We start from the raw sequence: 17,395 nt of genomic DNA on the forward strand, positions 1-17,395 counted from the left end.
TCGCCAAGATCTCAGCCCAAGTTGGAGCGGCGGGGGTAGGCGTGCTCGGGGTCGCAGATCACGTTGACCACATAGGGCACGCCAGCGCCGAGGGCTCGCTTGAGGGCGGGGGCGATTTCGTCGGGGCGATCCACCGTCTCTCCGGCACCGCCCAGAGCGGCCACCACCTGGTCGTAGCGGCACCCCTCTTGGAGATCGGCGGCCACGTCGTAGCCGTACATCTGGCGCATGGGGTGCTTCTCCAGGCCCCAGCAGCCGTTGTTGCCCACCACGATGGCCACCGGCAGGTTGTGGCGCACAAGCGAGTCGGCGTCCATCAGCGAGAACCCGGCCGCTCCATCGCCCAGCATCAGCACCACCTGGCGGTCGGGGTGGGCCACCCGGGCGGCCATGGCATAGCCCAGACCGGTGCCCAAACAGCCGTAGGGGCCAGGGTCCAGCCAGTGGCCCGGCAGGTAGGAGTCGACAAACCGACCGGCGTAGGACACGAAGTCGCCGCCGTCGCCGATCACCACCGCATCCCGGTCGAGCACCTGGCGCAGCTCCCCGTACACCCGGGTGGGCAGGATCGGATCGGCGGCGGTGGCCAGCAGGTCTTCCTCACTGGCTCGGGCCGCATCCTCTGCGTCGCGCAATTTGGCCACCCACTGGTCGCGCTCAGAAGGGTGGGCCGGGGCGGGGCCGTCGGCCAGCGCGGCCATCATCTGGACCAAGTCTCCCGACACCGTTACCGCAGTCGGCGCATGGGCCGACACCGACTCGGCGCTATCAGTCAGGTGTACCACCTGGGCATCGCCGAATCGCCCAAACGAGAGGCGAAAATCGAGCGGGGTGCCGGCCACGATCACCAGGTCGGCATCGGAGCGCAGCATTCGCCGAGTGCGGCTGAAGAACAGCTCATGGTCGGCCGGCAGGCATCCCCGGCCCAGGCCGTTGGCGAAGGCCGGCAGCCGCTGGGCCTCCACCCAAGCCCGCAGCGAGTTCCATGCGCCGTCCCAATACACGTCGGTGCCCACCAGCAAGGCCGGGCAGCGGGCGGCGGCCACCATGGCGGCCACCTTGGCCACCCCATCGGGATCAGGGGCCTCGCCTGCGGGCATGGGATCGTCGGGAACGGTGCCCGACCCTTCGGAGAACAGCACGTCCATGGGATAGTCCACGAACACCGGGCCCCGGTGGGGGGTCATAGCGGCCTGCACAGCCCGGTAGGTGGCGGCAGCCAGATCGTCGCCGCCCCCCGCGGTGAGCGAGCGCTTGGTGACCGGAGCCAAGATGGGAACGTGGTCGAGTTCCTGGAGCGAGCCCGAACCCCAGCGGGCCTCCGGGGCCCGACCGCCCAGCACCACCAACGGCGCGCCATTGAGCCATGCGGTGGTCACCGCGCTCACTGAGTTGGTCACCCCGGGACCAGCGGTGACCGCGGCCACCCCCGGTCGGCGGGTCAGCTTGGCCAGCGCCTCGGCCGCGAACACCGCGGTTTGCTCATGGCGCACGTCGTAGAGCACCACATCGCCCTGCTTCACCGCCGCGTCATACAGCGGGAAGATGTGGCCTCCCGACAGGGTGAACAGCTCCTTCACCCCAAAGGGAGCCAGCGCGGCCAGCACCTGATCGCCCCCATGACCGGTAACCTGATTCGCCGACATTCGCCTCACCGTAATATCCACAGGGAGAGGTTGGGGCAATAGCCTTGACTGAATGACCCCGATGGCCGCTTCAATCGGTTGCGCGTGCCCGGAGTCACACCTACACGTCAGTGAGTCCGGGCTTGACTGAGAAGCACACCATCCGCCGGGTGCTCAGCATCGTGCTCAGGGTGGGCGTCAGTGTGGCCCTGTTCTTCTTGTTGATCCGGTTGCTGCCGTCGTTCGACGCCGACGAGCTGTGGCCCGGCTTCAATTCGGCCACCCCGTTCTGGCTGGCCGGCGCGCTCGGACTCACTGTGGTCGGCAACATGGTGGCCACCGCCCGGTGGTATGAGGTGGCCGTTGCGCTTGGGCTCAAGGTAAAACCACGACGGATGTTCTCCCACTACATGGCGGGCATGTTCATCTCCAACTTCGTGCCCACCACCGTGGGCGGCGACGTGCTCAGGATGTCTCGTCTCTCCAACGACACCGGAGACGGGCCTCACAGCTTCGCCTCGGTGCTGTTGGAGCGGCTCAGCGGCTGGATCGTGCTGCCTGTAATCACCCTCCTGGGCTTAGCACTGGATGAAGAGCTGCGGGGACTGGGCGCCCCCACCCGGGTAGCGGCCAGCACCGCCGGTCTCACCCTGCTGGCTCTGGGTCTGATCCTGATGCTGGTGGGCAATCAGCGGTTCGGCCGCCTGGTCAGCCGACGCAACGGCTGGGTCCGATTTGTCAACGGACTGCACATGGGCATCGACGAGCTGCGGGCCAAGCCCCGCGACACCGGCCGAGTGCTGATAACCGCCTTCGCCTACCAGGCGGTGATGCTGGCTGCCGCGGGGTGCGCAGCCAAGGCAGTGGGGATCGACGTCCTGGGACCCACTGAGCTGATGACGTTCATCCCCGCAGTGCTTATCATCCAGGTGCTGCCCATCGGGCTGGGAGGGCTCGGCTTGCGAGAGGGTGCGTTGGTTCTCTTCCTCCACGACTTGGGCGTGATCGACGAGCGGGCCATCGCCATGGGACTGCTGCTGTATTTCCTCACCGTGGCCGGCAGCCTGGTCGGGCTGCCGGCGCTGGTGTTCGGCGGCCAATACTGGCAACGGGCCTCGCGCTCCCGCCATGAGCACTGACCGCAGGCGGCTCTTGTAACGATGGCGCTGTCCGCCCTCAAACCGGGCACCGCATCCAAGAGCCGCACCCGGCCCCGCTGGTATCTGGAGCTGGCCGTCATCGGCGCCTTCTACGGCATCTACTCCTGGGTTCGCAACCAATTCGGCTCCGCGGCGGTGGGGCCGGCCGAGGCGCAGGCCAACGCTGAGCTGGTGATCGACTGGGAGCGCAGCATCGGGCTGTACTTCGAGCGCGACCTCCAAGACCTGTTCATCGGGTGGGTATCGTTTATCCAGTTCTGGAACCTGTTCTACGGGCTCTTCCATTTCGCGGTGACCGCCTTCACCCTCATCTGGCTCTACTGGCGCTTCCCCCGGCACTACCGGCTCTGGCGTACCACCGGGCTGTTGACCACCGGGTCGGCTCTGGTGGGATTCGCGCTGTTCCCGCTGATGCCCCCTCGCTTGCTTTCGGTGGGCGAACGCTATGGCGGCGACCTCCCCGAAACCGGCTATGTCGACACCGTTCACGAGATGGGCGGGCTGTGGTCGTTCACCGAAGGGGCAGCCGAAACACTCTCCAACCAGTACGCCGCCATGCCCAGCCTGCATTTCGCCTGGGCCATGTGGTGTTTTCTGGCCCTGCGCAAGCACTTGGTACACCCGGTGGCCAAATGGGCCATCACTGCCTATCCCTGGCTCACGCTGTTCGCCATTGTGGTAACCGCCAACCACTATTGGATCGACGCGGTGGGCGGGCTGGGCGCGCTGGGTGTGGGCTGGGCGGCGGCACGGGGCTACCACGCGTGGCGGGAACGCGAGTAACCTGAAACTCCCAATCCGATGGGAGGGACGTGGACACCAACCATCTTCAGAAAATCACCTGTCCGGCTGATCTGCGCCGCCTGGGTGATGAGGAACTGACCGAGCTGGCCGAGGAGATCCGCGAATTGATCGTCGAGACGGTCAACACCAATGGAGGCCACCTGGGCTCCAACCTGGGTGTGGTGGAGCTGACACTGGCCCTTCACCTTGTGTTCGACTCGCCCCGCGACATCATCCTGTGGGACACCGGTCACCAGGCCTACGTACACAAGATGCTGACCGGGCGGACCGACCAGTTCGAGACACTGCGCAAGCCCGGTGGCCTGTCGGGATATCCGAGCCGGGAGGAGTCCCCCCACGACTGGATCGAGAACAGCCACGCCTCCACCGTGCTGAGCTATGCCCACGGCCTGGCCACGGCCCAAGAAACCGCCGGCGGCGAGCAGCGCCGAGTCATCGCGGTGGTAGGAGACGGCTCGCTCACCGGGGGCGTCGCCTTCGAGGGGCTCAACAACATCGGACACTCCGGCTGCAACGTGACCATCGTGCTCAACGACAACGGCCGCTCCTACGCCCCCACCATCTCCCGGCTGTCGGAGAGCCTGCTTCGGGTGCGGATGGACCCCCGCTATGTTCGCACCGACAACCAGGTTCGCAAGGTTCTTCAGAACATCCCTTGGGTGGGCGATTTGGCCGGCCGGACCGTGGGGGCCGCCAAGGCGGCGGTGCGGGAGATGGTGGAGCCCCGCACGTTCTTCGATGAGCTGGGCATCAACTACTTCGGCCCATTCGACGGCCACGACCTGGGCAAGCTCGAGCGGGTGTTCAGCCGAGTCTCCCATTTGGAGGGCCCCTGCATTGTTCATGTGCTCACCCAGAAGGGCCGGGGGTACGCGCCGGCCGAGAACGACCCGATCAAGAACATGCACGACATGTCGAAGGCCAAGCCGGGGAGCTACACCGAGGCCTTCACCGAGGCGATGATCAAAGAGGCCGAGGCTCGACCCGAGATGGTGGCCATCACCGCAGCCATGCCGGATTCCACCGGGCTGTTGCCGTTCGCCGAGCGGTTCCCCGAACGGTGCTTCGATGTCGGCATCGCCGAGCAGCACGCGGTGACCGCGGCGGCAGGCATGGCCATGGGCGGGCTGCGCCCAGTGGTGGCCATCTACTCCACGTTCTTGACCCGGGCCATAGACCAGGTGAACCTCGATGTGGGATTGCACGGCCAGCCGGTCGTGTTCTGCCTCGACCGGGCGGGCATCACCGGCGACGATGGGCCGTCGCACCACGGCGTGCTCGACATGGTGCTGCTCACCAAGATTCCCGGCATGACCGTGCTGGCGCCGTCGTCATATCAGGAGATCCAGCAGATGCTGCACGACGCCTTGGAGATCACTACCGGCCCGGTGGCCCTGCGGTGGTCCAAGACGGCTGCTCCTTCAGTACCTGAGGACGAGGTGGGCCACGGACTCAAGGGCCGCAAGGTGAAGGAAGGCTCCGACGTTTGCCTGCTGGCAGTGGGCAAGATGCTGGCCAACGCGCAAGAAGCCGCCGAACTCTTGGAAGCCGATGGCATTTCGACCTCCGTATGGGACGTCCGCTGTGTCAAGCCCCTGGATGAGGACATGCTGGCCCACGCGGCCGGACATCGAGTGGTGGTGACCATGGAGGACGGCTGGCGGGAGGGCGGCGCCGGCAGCTGCGTGGCCGAGCGCCTGCTCCTTGCCGAGCGCGGCGGCCCGGTGCCGACCATCCGGGTGCTGGGTGTGCCCAACGAGTACATCCCCCAGGGCGTGCCCGACCAGATACTCGCCGACTGCGGCCTCGACCCCGCCGGCATCGCCAGCACCGCCCGAGAAGCGCTCGCGGTCAAGGTCTAGTGAACCGTCCGAGAACTTCTTTGACCCCCTCGCCGTAGGCGGCCAGCTTGGCCGGGCCGACGCCGGGGATGGCCAGGAGTTCCTGATCAGTGGTGGGGCGGTGGGTGGCCAGCTCGACGAGGGTGGCGTCGGAGAACACGATGTAGGCAGGCACGTTGTCGGCCCGGCTGCGCTCCAAGCGCCAGGCCTTCAGGGCCTCGAACGCGGCTGCGCCCAAGGGATCGGTTGGCGGCTGGGGCTTGGGGCGTTTCGCCGGCTTGGCTGCGGTGGTTGCCCTCTGCGATGACATTGGGGCGACCACGACCGGGGGTGTCAGCAGGCCTTCAGTGGTCGGGGAGTCGGATTCGGGTGGGGGCTGGTAGCGGGTTGTCAGCTCGCTTCGAAAGTCGGTGGGCGGGTTGCCGCAGATGAGGGTCACCGACTGCGAACACCGGGTGATGGCCACATGGAACACCCGTCGCTCCTCTTCGAGGTCGCCGGCCAGACGGTGGGGCATCAGCCCTTTCGACGCCTCGTAGACGATCACATGGGGCCATTCCCGACCCTTCACCCGGTGGACGGTGGCCAACTGGACACCGGAGGCGCTGCCTTCGCCCTCGAATCCGTCCGACAGGCGGTTGGCCAGCCACTGCCGGAAATCGGCCGGATCGGGATGCAGATGGGCCACCGAGATGAGAGCCCGAAGGTCGTCCCCGTGGGCCGACCGATCTACCGAGCGACGGGACGCGTCCAGTCGTGAATCCAGGCTGCCGCCCAAGCCCATCTCGTCGCGCACCGTCTCCAACAGCGACCGGGTGGTGATGCCGCCATCGGCCTGCTTGGCCTTGGTCCGCAGCATCTCCACGTCGTCGGCAAACTCACCCACTTTCTTGGATGATCGCTCGTCTTTGATCCGGCCGGCCAGGGCCTTGATCTGCGAGGTGCTCTGCTGCTCGGCGATCCACTCGATCACCCGGGGTGAGATGCCCCGGGGCGGGCGACGAGCTGCATCCGACAGTGCTCGAGACGGCAGGCCGCGCTCGGGGGCGGTGGCGATGTCGAGCCAGGCCAGTGCCGCGGCCACCCCGGTGCGTTCCAAGAACCCGCGGCCCACCGGCTGATTGGAAGGCACCCCCATGTCGCCCAGAACGATCTGGGGTACCAGCAAAGTGCTGTTCACCCTGGTCAGTACCGCGATCTCAGAGGGCTGGGCACCGTGGTCGAGCAGCGACTCCATGATCCGGCGCAGCTCCGGCGCACCGTCGGAGGCCGACTTGACGTTGACCGTCGCACCCATGCCGTCATCGTCAGAACGAAGCCGCGTGGGAGCGGCGGTGATCTGCTTGTCGATGCGACGGCGGTTGTGGCTGAGAAGGTTCGAGGCGGCGTCCACCACCTCGGGAGGGCAGCGGTAGTTGACGTGCAGTTCGTGGCGCTGCGCTCCGGGGAAGTGCTTGTGGTAATCGATGAGCCACTCCGGGGAGGCACCGGAATAGCCGTAGATGGTCTGGTCGTCGTCGCCCACGCCGAACACATCGGCCCGCGGTCCGGCCAGCAGCCGCACCAGCAACAGATGGGCCGGAGTGAGGTCTTGGAACTCGTCCACCAGCAAGATGCCGCAAGTGCGGCGAGCGGCGGCTCGGGCCGCAGGGTCGCACAGCAAGATGTCGATGGATCGAATGATCTGCTGGTCGAAGTCCACCAGGCCGCGATCGTCGAGCAGATCGACGTACTGGGGGGCGATCACCGAGAAGTCGGGCACGTCGGGATGGAAGTCGCGCTCCACTTCGGCGGGGTCCCGCAAGCCCAGCCGTGACGCACCCAGCGCCTCGATCCAGGGGGCAAGTTGGTCGGTCATGGCTCGACGCTTGCGGGGCACCATGCCCTCGAGCAGGTCCCGCACCTCCCGTTCGTCCACCACCTCCACCCGACCGCGATCCCGGGGGCGGGCAAATGGCCCGGTGCCATTGCAGATGGCCAGCGCCAGACTATTCAGGGTTCGTACTTCCAGGCCCGGCAAATCAGCGGTGCGCTCCTGCATCTCGGCTCGGGCCCGCACATTGAACGCCACCAGACACACCGCCCGAGGATCGACACCCAGGTCGCGCACCAGGTAACGAGCTCGCTCGGTGAGCACTCGGGTTTTGCCCGACCCGGCCGGGGCCACGATGCTGGCCGCCCCGCCCAGATGGCCGACCGCGGTGCGCTGATCGTCGGCTAGATCGGCCTGGGGAGAGGCGGCATTCAGCGCGACCAGACTGCCAACCGACAGATTCGCAGCCGGAACCACCCCGGCACCGAGCGCCTCAGAAACGAACACATTGAACGGGCCGCCGTCGCACCACGCCGGTCCGGCATCGGTCACCACATCTCCGAACTCGTGGGGCTCCACCCGTCTGGCCCCCAAGACCAATGCCCGCTCGCTTGGCTCGAACCGGGGCCTCTCAAGGTCGCGGCAATCCACGGTGTTGGAGAGCAGCAGGTGACGGAGCACCTCATCGGGCATGGTCAAACCCGGCTTGAGCTCCCACCACGGGGCATGCATCACCGGCTCGGCCGGGGGCAGCTCCCCGTCCAGTTCGATCACCAGCGGGGTGCGTTCCACCCAAGCCCGCCTGAGCTCCCGGCCTACCTCGGGATCGAATCCGTCGGTCCGCACCGAAAGCCGCCGGCAATCCCCCCACTCCCGAGGTACTGCCTGCCCCACCCCAATCAGCACACTCCTGCCGAATGCTGCTGGCCCCCTCATTCCAACCCGACCAGGGTTTTCCGGATTGACTTCATCAGCAAGAGGAGATGCAAATCGTCGGTGGGTGAGGATTCGAACTCGGGGATCAAGTGGTAGTAGAAGTCCCGTGCTTCCGAGCTCTCGGCATGAACCAACAGGACCCGGCACCCGATCTCGTCCCCCAATGCCAGGGTGCGGGCGAGTACGTCCTGGAGTAAGCCATCTCCGATTCCTCGGCCTTCGTGGGCGGTGCTAACACCAAGACGGGCCAACAACGCGACTGGTTGTGGGTAGCGGCCAGCACCCTTTCGCAACCGAACAGGCGCATCCTCAAAATTGATCTGGGCCATGCACCAGCCGTAGTACGCAACCACTTCAGCCTGTCCCGGCTGGGTGACTACAAGCACCTTGGTGGTGCCCATCGACATCGACTGGCGGGCATGACGCCGCAGCCATTCGGTTTGCTCATCCGAGCGGCACTCGAAACTCTCAAGCTGATGCTCAGCCTTGAGGGGCGCCGGCAGTAGGTAGGGCGGACTATTCGGCAATGAAAGGCGACGGCCGGGCCATCAGCGCTCGCAGTCCGGGGAGATCTTGAGCAGGGCGATCATTGATCTTCTCCCACTCCTCCGCTGCTTCTGCACTGAGCGTGAACTCGTTGCGATCGGCTAGCACTCGGCGGGCGGCAATCTTCAAATGGGTTACGACAAACTCTGTGAGATGGCTGCCATTCGCTCTCACTGCCCGATCGATCAGCGCCCGGTCGGCTGGCGTCATTCGAACCTCAATCCGCACACTGCGCCGAGGACGTACGTCAGCTACCACTGTCAGCTCCTAACCATCGAATAAAAACTGTACGGCTAATGTACGGCAAGAATACGGCAATTGCAATAGTCAATATCCCACCGTCAGCCAGTTATTCAGCGGCGGAGGAGGGTACCGGGGCGGCCACTCGTCCGTCCGACACCGCCACATCGGCCACCGTGGGCGCGGCCCCGGTCCCGTCGACAACCGTGCCCTGGCGAATCAACAGATCAAACATGGGGCCATTCTGCCAGCCCGCGCTGACAGTACCTAGCGGTCAGAATCTTCAAATGAGAAAAGAACTCAGGTCCGGGCGAAATAGGGGTTGTCGCCCGCTTCGTGATCGGTGGCGTCCACCACGTCGGTGATCTCGGGGATGGCCTCGGTGATCATCACGGTGATGCCCTCCCGGAGGGTGGCCGCGCTCATGGCGCATCCCTGGCAGCCGCCGCCCATGGTGATGTAGGCGGTGTGCCCCTCCACGCCCAACAAGTTGGCGAACCCGCCATGGGAGGCCAGCGAGGGATTGATGTGCTGGTCGAGCAGCTGCTGAAGCTGCTCAGGGATGGTTCCGGAGAGTTCTAGATCAGCCCCGGCCAGAAGATCGGGCTTGTTGGGGTTGCGGATGACCAGCCCGCCCTGCATGGGATTGTTGGGCAGGTCCAGGGTGGCGCCGGTCAGATTCTCCACCGACTCATCGGGGATCATCACCGTGAGGCCCCCGGTGATGATGTGGCGGTGGCCCTCGGCGCAATTGGCCACCTCCTCAAACGCCAGGTCGTAGGTGTAATCGGCACCGCTGACCCCGGTGATCTCGATTCGCAGGCCGAGGGCTTCGGGATCATCCTCGTTGGACCGGATGTCGAGCACCTTGTCAATGGCTGCTTCGGTGACTTCGAACAGTTGGGCTTCCATGGTTTCGCTCACAAAGAAAATGCTATCCGAGCCAGCCCCTCGACACCACGGCCCGCAGGCCGGTTTCCTCTCTCAAGTCGAGCACCAGCAGCCCAAACTCACACCGCTGCTCGATAGATGGGGGTTTCCTCTCGTATCAGCCGCGGCGGATGCGGCCTCGCAGCGACCGGAAGGCCAGCGACTGGGCCAAAAGCCCTACCACGCCAATGGACAGAAGTGCCCGCCCGAGCGCCCAGCCGTCCCAGCCGGAGAACAACGAGCGCATCCCCTCCAGGGCATAGGTCATGGGATTGAACCAGGTGATGGCGGCCAGCCAGTCGGTCATCACCTCCCGGCTCACCCAGGCGGTGGTCAGGAACATGAACGGGAAGAACAGCAGAAAGCTGGAGTTGACCGCGCCCGGGTTCCCAGTGCGCAGCGCGATGGCGTAGGGGAAGCCGGTGAAGGCCAGCCCCCACAGCGCCCCGAACAGCACGAACACAATCAGGCCCAACACCCCGGTGGCACCGAAACTCACCCCTATGGCGAAGCCCAAGGCGATCACCGGCACCGCCATCACCACAAACAGGGTGAAATCGGCCACCATCAGCCCCAACAGCAGGGCATAGCGGTTAACCGGGGTCATCAGCAGCCGGTCGAAATAGCCCTCGGAGATGTCAATCACCAGGGCATTGGCCCGAGACATGCCGGTCACCGCGGTCATGATGGCCACCGGCAGCTGGAAGGCCTTGTAATCGATGTTTGAGACCACGTCGCCGGCCAGGTTCTGAATGGCCCCGATGGTGACCATCAGAAAGAACAAAGGGATCAACATGGCGGGGATGATCGCCTCCAGGTCACGGGGCAAGAGCCGCAGCGCCCGGCTGGCCACCGAGGTCACGTCGCCAAAGAACCCCGACGGTCGGGCTCGCACCACTTCGACGGTGGGCGGGGCGGTGTGGACAGCCCCGCTCATTCCTCCACCTCGATTCGGGCCCCAGTGAGCTCCAGAAACACATCGTCGAGGGTGGTGGGGTGAATCGACAGATCGCTCACCTCCACCCCGGCAGCCGACAAAGCAACTGCCACCGGACTGACCACCGATGCCCCGTCGCCGGTGGCCGCGCTCACCTCGTTGGCGTACACCTCGATATGGCTGATCCCCGGCACTTGGGCGATGGCCGCAGCGGCTGCCTCGGGGTCGCCGGCCACCCGGGCCACCACCACGTCGGAGCCCACCGTGCGCTTGAGCCCATCAGGCGTCCCCTCGGCCACGAGAAGGCCCTCGTTCAAGATGCCCACTCGGTGGGTGAGCGCATCGGCCTCCTCTAGGTATTGAGTGGTTAGGAAGATGGTCATGCCCAGATCGCGGTTCAAGCGCCGAATCTGCTCCCACACCACCGCCCGGCTGATGGGGTCGAGGCCGGTGGTGGGCTCATCCAAGAACAGCACCTCGGGGTTGTGCATCAGCGCCGCGGCCAGGTCCAAGCGGCGCTTCATGCCCCCCGAATAGGTGGACACCCGCCGGTCGATGGCGTCCATCTCCAACAGGGGGGCCAGTTCCTCGATGCGAGTGGCGATGGCGCCCCGCTCCAGCCCGTAGTAGCGGCCTTGCAGGGACAGCGTCTCCCGGCCGGTGAGCTTGCCATCGAGGGCGGCATCCTGGAGGGCCACCCCGATGCTCAGGCGCACCTGGTCGCCCTGGGTGGCCACGTCGTGGCCGGCCACTGAGGCCGACCCCGCGGTCATCGACGCCAGCGTACACAGCATCCGGACCACGGTAGATTTGCCCGCGCCGTTGGGCCCCAGAAACCCGTAGATCTCCCCCGCAGCCACCTCGAGGTCGAGCGAGTCCACCGCTACCACCTCGCCGTAGGTCCGGCGTAGTTCCCGGGCAGAAATGGCCGCTGGCACAGTTGATGATGCTACCGACCACCTTCGCGATATTCTCATCGCCCATGTCCGATTCAACCTGTGCTTCGGTCAGCTACGAGCTGAACGGCGACGTGGCCGTGGTCGGTTTAGACGACGGCAAAGTGAACGTTTTGACCCACGAGGTGATCGCCGCCCTCCACGAATCGCTGGACCGGGCAGAGAGCGAGGCCAAGGCAGTGGTGATGGCGGGCCGGCCCGGCAAGTTCACCGCCGGCTTCGACCTGAAGGTGATGCAGTCGGGCCCCGAGGCGGCCAGAGACCTGTTCCGAGCCGGCATGGACCTGTTCGTGCGGCTCTACGAGTTCCCCCTCCCCGTGGTGGCGGCCTGCACCGGGCACGCCTTCGCCGCGGGGGCCATCTGGCTGATGTGCTGCGACGTGCGCATCGGCGCCGACCTGAATACCAAGATCGGGCTCAACGAAACCGCCATCGGGATGGTGCTGCCCAACTCAGTGGTCGCGCTGGCCCGCGACCGACTGTCGCCTCGCCACGTCCATTCCTCGGTTTTGCTGGCCCGGCTCTACTCTCCCCAAGATGCCACCGACGTGGGCTTTCTGGACTGGGTGGTTGCCGAAGATGACCTGGAGGAGGCTGCGGTGGCCGAGGCCGCCGGCCTGGCCGAGGGACTCTCTCTCAAAGCCTTCGCCGGCACCCGGCGCGTGATCCGGGGGCCGGTGGTCCAATCGATTCGGGAGATGCTCGACCACGACACCCGGTCGTTCACCGTCGGGTTGACTTGACGAACGACAACAGGAGGACAGCAAGCATGAACGATCCAATAGTCGAATTGCTCGAGGCGGTCTGGGACTCCATCGCCCACCTCGGTTCCGATTTGAGCGATGAGCAGTGGGACACGCCCACCGAGTGCCCCGGCTGGTCGGTGCGCGATCAGGTGAGCCACATCGTCGGCCTAGAGCGGATGCTGGCCGGAGAGAGCCCCGAGCCCCCCGCCACCGACGGCGGGCTCGAGGGCATCGCCGCCTTCAACGAGGGCCAAATCGCCCCTCGCCGGTCCCGGCCCGGCGCCGAGGTGCTGGCCGAGATGAACGACATCTGCACCCGTCGCCTGGAGATGCTGCGCACCATGCCCGCAGAGAAGTGGGACGAGGTGGGCTTCACCCCCATCGGCGACGCCCCCTACCGCACGTTCATGCACATCCGGGTGTTCGACTGCTGGGCCCACGAGCAGGACATGCGCCGGGCGCTGGGCATCCCCGGCCACCTGAGCGGCCCGGTGGTCCAGCACTGCTTGGACTGGCACGCCCGCAACATGGGCTATGTGGTGGGCAAGAAGGCCGGCGCGCCCGACGACAGCACGGTGGTGTTCGCCATCGACGGCGACGCCGACGGCCCCCGGGGCGTGGCCGTGGCCGACGGCCGGGCCAAGCCTGCGCCCCCGGCCGATAACCCCACCGTCACCGTGCAAACCGATGTGGACACCTACAACGCCCTTTGCTGCGGTCGCACCGACCCCGCCGCAGCCCTGGCCGCCGGCCTGGTGATCCTGACGGGCGACGAAGAACTGGGCCAGCGAGTAGTTCTGGCCCTGGCCTACGTTTCGTGAGCGCCTAACTATTCGGCCGCGCCCATCCGGGCCTCGAGGTCGAGTGCCCGGGGACTCACCGACAAATCGAAGTCGGTGCTGCCCAGCGTGGCCTCGTTCCACACCTCCCGGTCCACCAGCCAGTTGCCCCAGCCCGAGAACCATCCGTCATGGTACGACTCGAACTGGGGGGCCCACCAATCCCGCAGCGGCATGCGGGTGGTCTGGTGGTCGGCCAGATCAGGGGCAATCCCGGCGATGTTGCTCCCGGCAAGGGCGAGCACAAAGTCGGCAGAGGCGTTCTGCGTCGAAGCGCTGTCGGTCCATCGGAGACCCTCGTAGCCCCGGAAATACCACAGGTTGGGCACCGAGATGGCGTTGTCCATCGCCACCGTCACCGGGCCTTCACCGATCGACTTGGAGTACTCGTTCAGTGCCTCGATGCGCTCGACGGTGTCGAGGTAGGCGTCGGTGGTGTGGACCTGGGTCAGCAGCTCCCGGGGGTCGCGCTGGTTCACATAGTTGGTCCTCCACGCGAAGAACAGCGTGGTGGCCACTAGGCCGGCCAGCACCACCCACACCGCTGGCATCCACATCTTCTTCCGGGCCTGCCACAGCACCTGCACGCCGTAGCCGGCCAGAAAAGCCATCGGCACCAGGATGTGCAGCGCCAACCACGGGAATCGCTCGCTGGCCCAGGAGTACGAGAACCAGCTGGCCACCGCGGTCCACACCATGAACTTGCCCACGAAGGTCGGGTTGCGGAACACATGGACCGCGCCGACCACCGCCAGGATGCACACCAGGTACTCGTACAGCGGGATGGTGTACAGGTAGTAGTGCCACGGTTCGCTGCCCCGGTTGGTGTCCTGCTCCCCCCGCCAATAGGTGATCCCCTCGGTGAAGCCGTCTAAGAAGCCCTCTGAATTGGTGAAGAACACCGTGAACCACAGGGCGAAGAAGAACAAGAAGACGGCGGCGGACAGCACCCATCCCCACCCGGGCACGCCCCGAGCGGCCCGCACCACCGGCAGCTCCCAAATCTCGTGGGGGCTGGCCAGCAGGAGAATGACCATCGCCATAAGCACCCCGTAGACGCCCAGGGTCACGAACACCTCGGCGTTGTAGTAGGCGCTGACCCCGAAGGCGATGCCCATGGGCACCAGCCCGATGGGCAGCATCCAAGACCACCCGGCCGCCCCGCCGGACTCGGCCCCGCCGGGCTCGGCCCCGGGATTGACCTCAGAATCGGCCGAGAAGGCCTGGCGGGCCGCCTGCTCACCCACCAGGGCCAAAAGGAATCCTCCGAATATGAACACGACGATGAACGTGGTCTCTTTGACCGCGAATCCGGCGGCCAACAGGAACCCGAACAGCGTGGGCAAGAGCAGTCGGGGGCGGTCCAGGAAGCGGACCACCACCACCATCATGGCCAGGGTGATGAACGCGGTAAGCGAGTCTTCCCGGCCCAGCCGGGTCATGTACAGGGCGGTCGGGCTGAACGCCAGCACTGCTGAGGTACACAAAGTCACCACCGGACCCAATGACCGGCGCAGGAACCACGGCAGCACGATCATCCCGACCCCGGCCAAGACGGCCACCATGCGGGCGGTGGTGTGGGACTCCCCGAATACCCAGAAGACCGCCGCCGTCAGATAGAAGCGCAGCGGCCCGTGGTACACCGGGTCGTAGCCCTCGTAGGTGCCCTCCAGGAACCGCCACGAGTACCAGGCGTCGATGCTCTCGTCGTGGTGGAAGGGCCGTTCCCCCAGCTCCACCAACCGCAGCACCAGCCCGGCCACCGCCATCGCCCCCACGGCCACGGCCAGCGCCGTCTCCGGACGCCGGCGCCAGAACGACAATGGGCTCCAGCCCTCCAGGGGAACGTCTTGCTCTCGGGTCATGGCTCGCATGGCTCAGTTCACTTCGTAGACGGTGTACTCGCCTTGGGCAAACGCCGGGGTGCCCCGGGCCGCCCAGAACTGCTCGCTGACCCCGACCCGGCGCTCAATCGGTCCAACCACCACATAGTCCACCCCATAGGCGTCCAACAGCTCCTCGGTGCCCTCTAGGCCGCCCAGCATGGTACGGGCCTGCTGCTGGCGGCTGTGCCAGTCGGTAACCCCGAGGTCGTTGATCCACCCGGCGTACCCCACCACCGTCTGGCGCCCGCTGAGAGCGGGTACCGGATGAATGTGCTCGAAACCGATCAGAAACACGCTGTCGGGCGGCGTGTGGTCCCGGGCCCACTCCCCGGCCGCCACCCCGTCCCCCGAGGTAATCACCACCGGCCACACGTTCACCTCGGGATCGGCCGCCTTCCAGATGTCCAGTGCTCCCGCGAAGGTGAGGGTGAAGAACAGCGCGGCCGCCGCCGCCACTCCGAGCCATCCGATTGAGGCCAGCCTCACCAGCACGGCGGCCACCAACAGCGACCCTAGGAGAATCACCGGGACGAACCAGTGGGTGTTGTTCCAGGGATGCGACGGAGCCACCCGCACGAAGTTGGGCACTATGAGCCACAGCCACACCGGGATAGACCCCCAAAGCAGCGCCGAGGGAAGGGTGCCCCTCCAGAGCTGGGCCGCCAGCATCACAAGCAGGAAGACCCCGGCGTTACGCCACCAGAACGTGAGCGGGTTATCCGAGTCGACGGAGTAACTGGGAGACTGCATCCAGGGGCCGTCCACCCAGGTCTCCCACACGATCTCGGTGTTCAGAGGCTCGATCCACAGCGCGGCGGGCAGCGAGAACACCAGCGCGGGCAGCGCAAACAGGAGCCACTGCCAGCGGCGGTCGAGCACCGCCCAGATCAGGCCCAAGCCCAGCGCCACCCCAAAGGAGTACACGTGGAATATGGGCATCAGCCCGACGATCACCCCCGCGGCGGCAAGAAGCCGGCGTGACCCCGTTTTGTGGGCCTCGCGCATGAGCACCACCGCAATCAGCAGCAGCGAGAACCCGGCCAAGGTCGGCCGCTGGGGGAAGAGGTTTCCGGTGACCGCGTTCTCCATCAAGATGTTGCCCGCGTGGTGGCGGGTGTAGTCGGTGGGCAGGTCCCAGATAATGCTCCAGCCGCCCTCGGCCCGATCATGGAAGAAGCGGAGCCACCCCAGCCCGCCGAAAAGGGTAAACACCAGCACGGCGACCACCCCGACGGCCCGGCTGGAGAACAGCCTCACCGCTGCCAGATACAGGGTGGGCACGAAGGCGAACGCCAGATAGCCCGACGACACTTCCAGCCCGCCGAAGGCGCTCAGGCCAGCACGGTCGAGCATGGCGGCGAAGAAGTCGATGCCAAAGTGGTACGGCAGCCGGTCGACGCCGAAGGCGGTGGGCAGCTCGGGGGGGAAGTTCTCGGCATGGGCGAATGAGGAGGCGTAGGTGAGGTGGGCCTGCCAGTCGGTCCATGACGACAGGTGCCCGGCCAGCACGCCGCCGGACCCGTCGGGCAGATAGGCCTGGTTCAAAATCCACACGGTGAGCGCCCACGCCGGGACGGTGAGAATCAACAGCGGGGCCGGGTTGTCCGGGCGGGAGATGGGCCGCATCAGGCGGCGACGGAAGTCGCGGCACTCAATTCCGATCTGGGTGATGCCCGTCCGCCAGCCCGCAACCGAGATCGCGGTGGCCACCAAGGCTGCCCCGATCACCACCGGCCCGGTCAACGCTCCGACGGCCCAGCTTGCGCCATAGCCCACCAGGGTGACCGCCATGAACCCGACCACCGCGCCATAGGCCACCCGCTCCTCGATGCGGAGCCCCAGCCCGGTCAAGTAGGTGAGGCCGACACCGACGAGTACACAGTCGGCGAGGAGCAGCGCCACCCACAGCTTCATCAGCTCACGAACCTAGTGGTGCGTTGCCGATGGGTGGGCATCGCCCATGTGCCCCCACTTAGACGGTTGGTTCCAAGGGATGGGGTCCGCGAGGTTCCCCTTTTTCGTGGAGGCGTGCTCCATATGGAGGAGCTGTGTGCAGAGCTTCCCCCGTGGCTCTGGTTTGTGCGGGGCTCAGTCGTTGTCTTTGATGGTGACCGTGGCGGTGCCGCGGGCCACCGG

The 17,395-nt window shown here is 66.2% G+C and carries 15 protein-coding genes; 5 read left to right on the plus strand and 10 right to left on the minus strand.

Annotation, left to right across the window (positions count from 1 at the left end; genetic code table 11):
• Positions 1–11: 11 nt before the first annotated feature.
• The gene (locus OXG30_09645; protein ID MCY4135158.1) at positions 12–1,646 is read right to left on the minus strand and encodes an acetolactate synthase; all 1,635 of its coding nucleotides are present in this window, start codon (positions 1,644–1,646) and stop codon (positions 12–14) included.
• Positions 1,647–1,768: 122 nt separating this feature from the next.
• Between OXG30_09645 and OXG30_09650 the strand changes: the two genes are divergently transcribed.
• From OXG30_09650 to dxs, 3 genes are read left to right on the plus strand one after another with little or no spacing between them, the layout of a single operon-like run.
• Complete coding sequence (locus OXG30_09650; protein ID MCY4135159.1) at positions 1,769–2,764, plus strand: lysylphosphatidylglycerol synthase transmembrane domain-containing protein; 996 nt, start codon at positions 1,769–1,771, stop codon at positions 2,762–2,764.
• Between the two features lie 21 nt (positions 2,765–2,785).
• Positions 2,786–3,568 (plus strand): phosphatase PAP2 family protein, encoded by a 783-nt coding sequence (locus OXG30_09655; GenBank protein MCY4135160.1) that lies wholly within the window; start codon positions 2,786–2,788, stop codon positions 3,566–3,568.
• Between the two features lie 29 nt (positions 3,569–3,597).
• Positions 3,598–5,451 (plus strand): 1-deoxy-D-xylulose-5-phosphate synthase, encoded by a 1,854-nt coding sequence (gene dxs, locus OXG30_09660; protein ID MCY4135161.1) that lies wholly within the window; start codon positions 3,598–3,600, stop codon positions 5,449–5,451.
• On the opposite strand, the gene OXG30_09665 is transcribed toward dxs, so the two are convergent.
• The 7 genes from OXG30_09665 to OXG30_09695 all read right to left on the minus strand — a co-directional run bounded on the left by OXG30_09665 (position 5,441) and on the right by OXG30_09695 (position 11,770).
• Positions 5,441–8,089 (minus strand): ATP-dependent DNA helicase UvrD2, encoded by a 2,649-nt coding sequence (locus tag OXG30_09665; GenBank protein MCY4135162.1) that lies wholly within the window; start codon positions 8,087–8,089, stop codon positions 5,441–5,443. The genes dxs and OXG30_09665 overlap by 11 nt on opposite strands.
• Positions 8,090–8,175: 86 nt before the next feature.
• Complete coding sequence (locus OXG30_09670; GenBank protein ID MCY4135163.1) at positions 8,176–8,580, minus strand: GNAT family N-acetyltransferase; 405 nt, start codon at positions 8,578–8,580, stop codon at positions 8,176–8,178.
• A gap of 115 nt (positions 8,581–8,695) precedes the next feature.
• Positions 8,696–8,983 carry a DUF1778 domain-containing protein gene (locus OXG30_09675; GenBank protein ID MCY4135164.1) on the minus strand — a complete coding sequence of 96 codons (288 nt, stop codon included), beginning with the start codon at positions 8,981–8,983 and terminating at the stop codon, positions 8,696–8,698.
• Positions 8,984–9,074: 91 nt separating this feature from the next.
• Positions 9,075–9,200, minus strand: a complete 126-nt coding sequence (locus OXG30_09680) for a hypothetical protein (protein MCY4135165.1) — start codon at positions 9,198–9,200, stop codon at positions 9,075–9,077.
• A 65-nt stretch (positions 9,201–9,265) separates the two neighbouring features.
• On the minus strand, positions 9,266–9,889 hold the full coding sequence (locus tag OXG30_09685) for a NifU family protein (protein MCY4135166.1): 624 nt from the start codon (positions 9,887–9,889) through the stop codon (positions 9,266–9,268).
• A gap of 124 nt (positions 9,890–10,013) precedes the next feature.
• Positions 10,014–10,832 (minus strand): ABC transporter permease, encoded by an 819-nt coding sequence (locus OXG30_09690; protein MCY4135167.1) that lies wholly within the window; start codon positions 10,830–10,832, stop codon positions 10,014–10,016.
• Positions 10,829–11,770 carry an ATP-binding cassette domain-containing protein gene (locus OXG30_09695; GenBank protein ID MCY4135168.1) on the minus strand — a complete coding sequence of 314 codons (942 nt, stop codon included), beginning with the start codon at positions 11,768–11,770 and terminating at the stop codon, positions 10,829–10,831. The genes OXG30_09690 and OXG30_09695 overlap by 4 nt, the downstream gene beginning before the upstream one ends.
• A 44-nt stretch (positions 11,771–11,814) precedes the next feature.
• On the opposite strand from OXG30_09695, the gene OXG30_09700 reads away from it, so the two are divergent.
• Positions 11,815–12,531, plus strand: a complete 717-nt coding sequence (locus OXG30_09700; GenBank protein ID MCY4135169.1) for a crotonase/enoyl-CoA hydratase family protein — start codon at positions 11,815–11,817, stop codon at positions 12,529–12,531.
• A gap of 26 nt (positions 12,532–12,557) precedes the next feature.
• Positions 12,558–13,355, plus strand: a complete 798-nt coding sequence (locus OXG30_09705; GenBank protein MCY4135170.1) for a maleylpyruvate isomerase family mycothiol-dependent enzyme — start codon at positions 12,558–12,560, stop codon at positions 13,353–13,355.
• Between the two features lie 8 nt (positions 13,356–13,363).
• Here the strand turns inward: OXG30_09705 and OXG30_09710 are convergent, their stop codons facing one another.
• On the minus strand, positions 13,364–15,238 hold the full coding sequence (locus tag OXG30_09710; GenBank protein ID MCY4135171.1) for a TIGR03663 family protein: 1,875 nt from the start codon (positions 15,236–15,238) through the stop codon (positions 13,364–13,366).
• Positions 15,239–15,250: 12 nt separating this feature from the next.
• Entirely contained in the window at positions 15,251–17,173 is a 1,923-nt protein-coding gene (locus tag OXG30_09715; protein MCY4135172.1) for a hypothetical protein, read from the minus strand.
• Between the last annotated feature and the right edge of the window lie 222 nt (positions 17,174–17,395).

The organism is bacterium (genome assembly GCA_026708015.1).
GTDB lineage: Bacteria > Actinomycetota > Acidimicrobiia > Acidimicrobiales > Bin134 > Poriferisocius.

Excerpts from the sequence above, each read along its gene's own strand:
- OXG30_09680 (MCY4135165.1), bottom strand. The coding sequence starts at position 9,200 with ATGTTTGATCTGTTGATTCGCCAGGGCACGGTTGTCGACGGGACCGGG.
- OXG30_09715 (MCY4135172.1), bottom strand. The coding sequence starts at position 17,173 with ATGAAGCTGTGGGTGGCGCTGCTCCTCGCCGACTGTGTACTCGTCGGT.
- OXG30_09710 (MCY4135171.1), bottom strand. The coding sequence starts at position 15,238 with ATGACCCGAGAGCAAGACGTTCCCCTGGAGGGCTGGAGCCCATTGTCG.
- OXG30_09705 (MCY4135170.1), top strand. The coding sequence starts at position 12,558 with ATGAACGATCCAATAGTCGAATTGCTCGAGGCGGTCTGGGACTCCATC.
- OXG30_09645 (MCY4135158.1), bottom strand. The coding sequence starts at position 1,646 with ATGTCGGCGAATCAGGTTACCGGTCATGGGGGCGATCAGGTGCTGGCC.
- OXG30_09670 (MCY4135163.1), bottom strand. The coding sequence starts at position 8,580 with ATGGGCACCACCAAGGTGCTTGTAGTCACCCAGCCGGGACAGGCTGAA.
- OXG30_09655 (MCY4135160.1), top strand. The coding sequence starts at position 2,786 with ATGGCGCTGTCCGCCCTCAAACCGGGCACCGCATCCAAGAGCCGCACC.
- OXG30_09700 (MCY4135169.1), top strand. The coding sequence starts at position 11,815 with ATGTCCGATTCAACCTGTGCTTCGGTCAGCTACGAGCTGAACGGCGAC.
- OXG30_09690 (MCY4135167.1), bottom strand. The coding sequence starts at position 10,832 with ATGAGCGGGGCTGTCCACACCGCCCCGCCCACCGTCGAAGTGGTGCGA.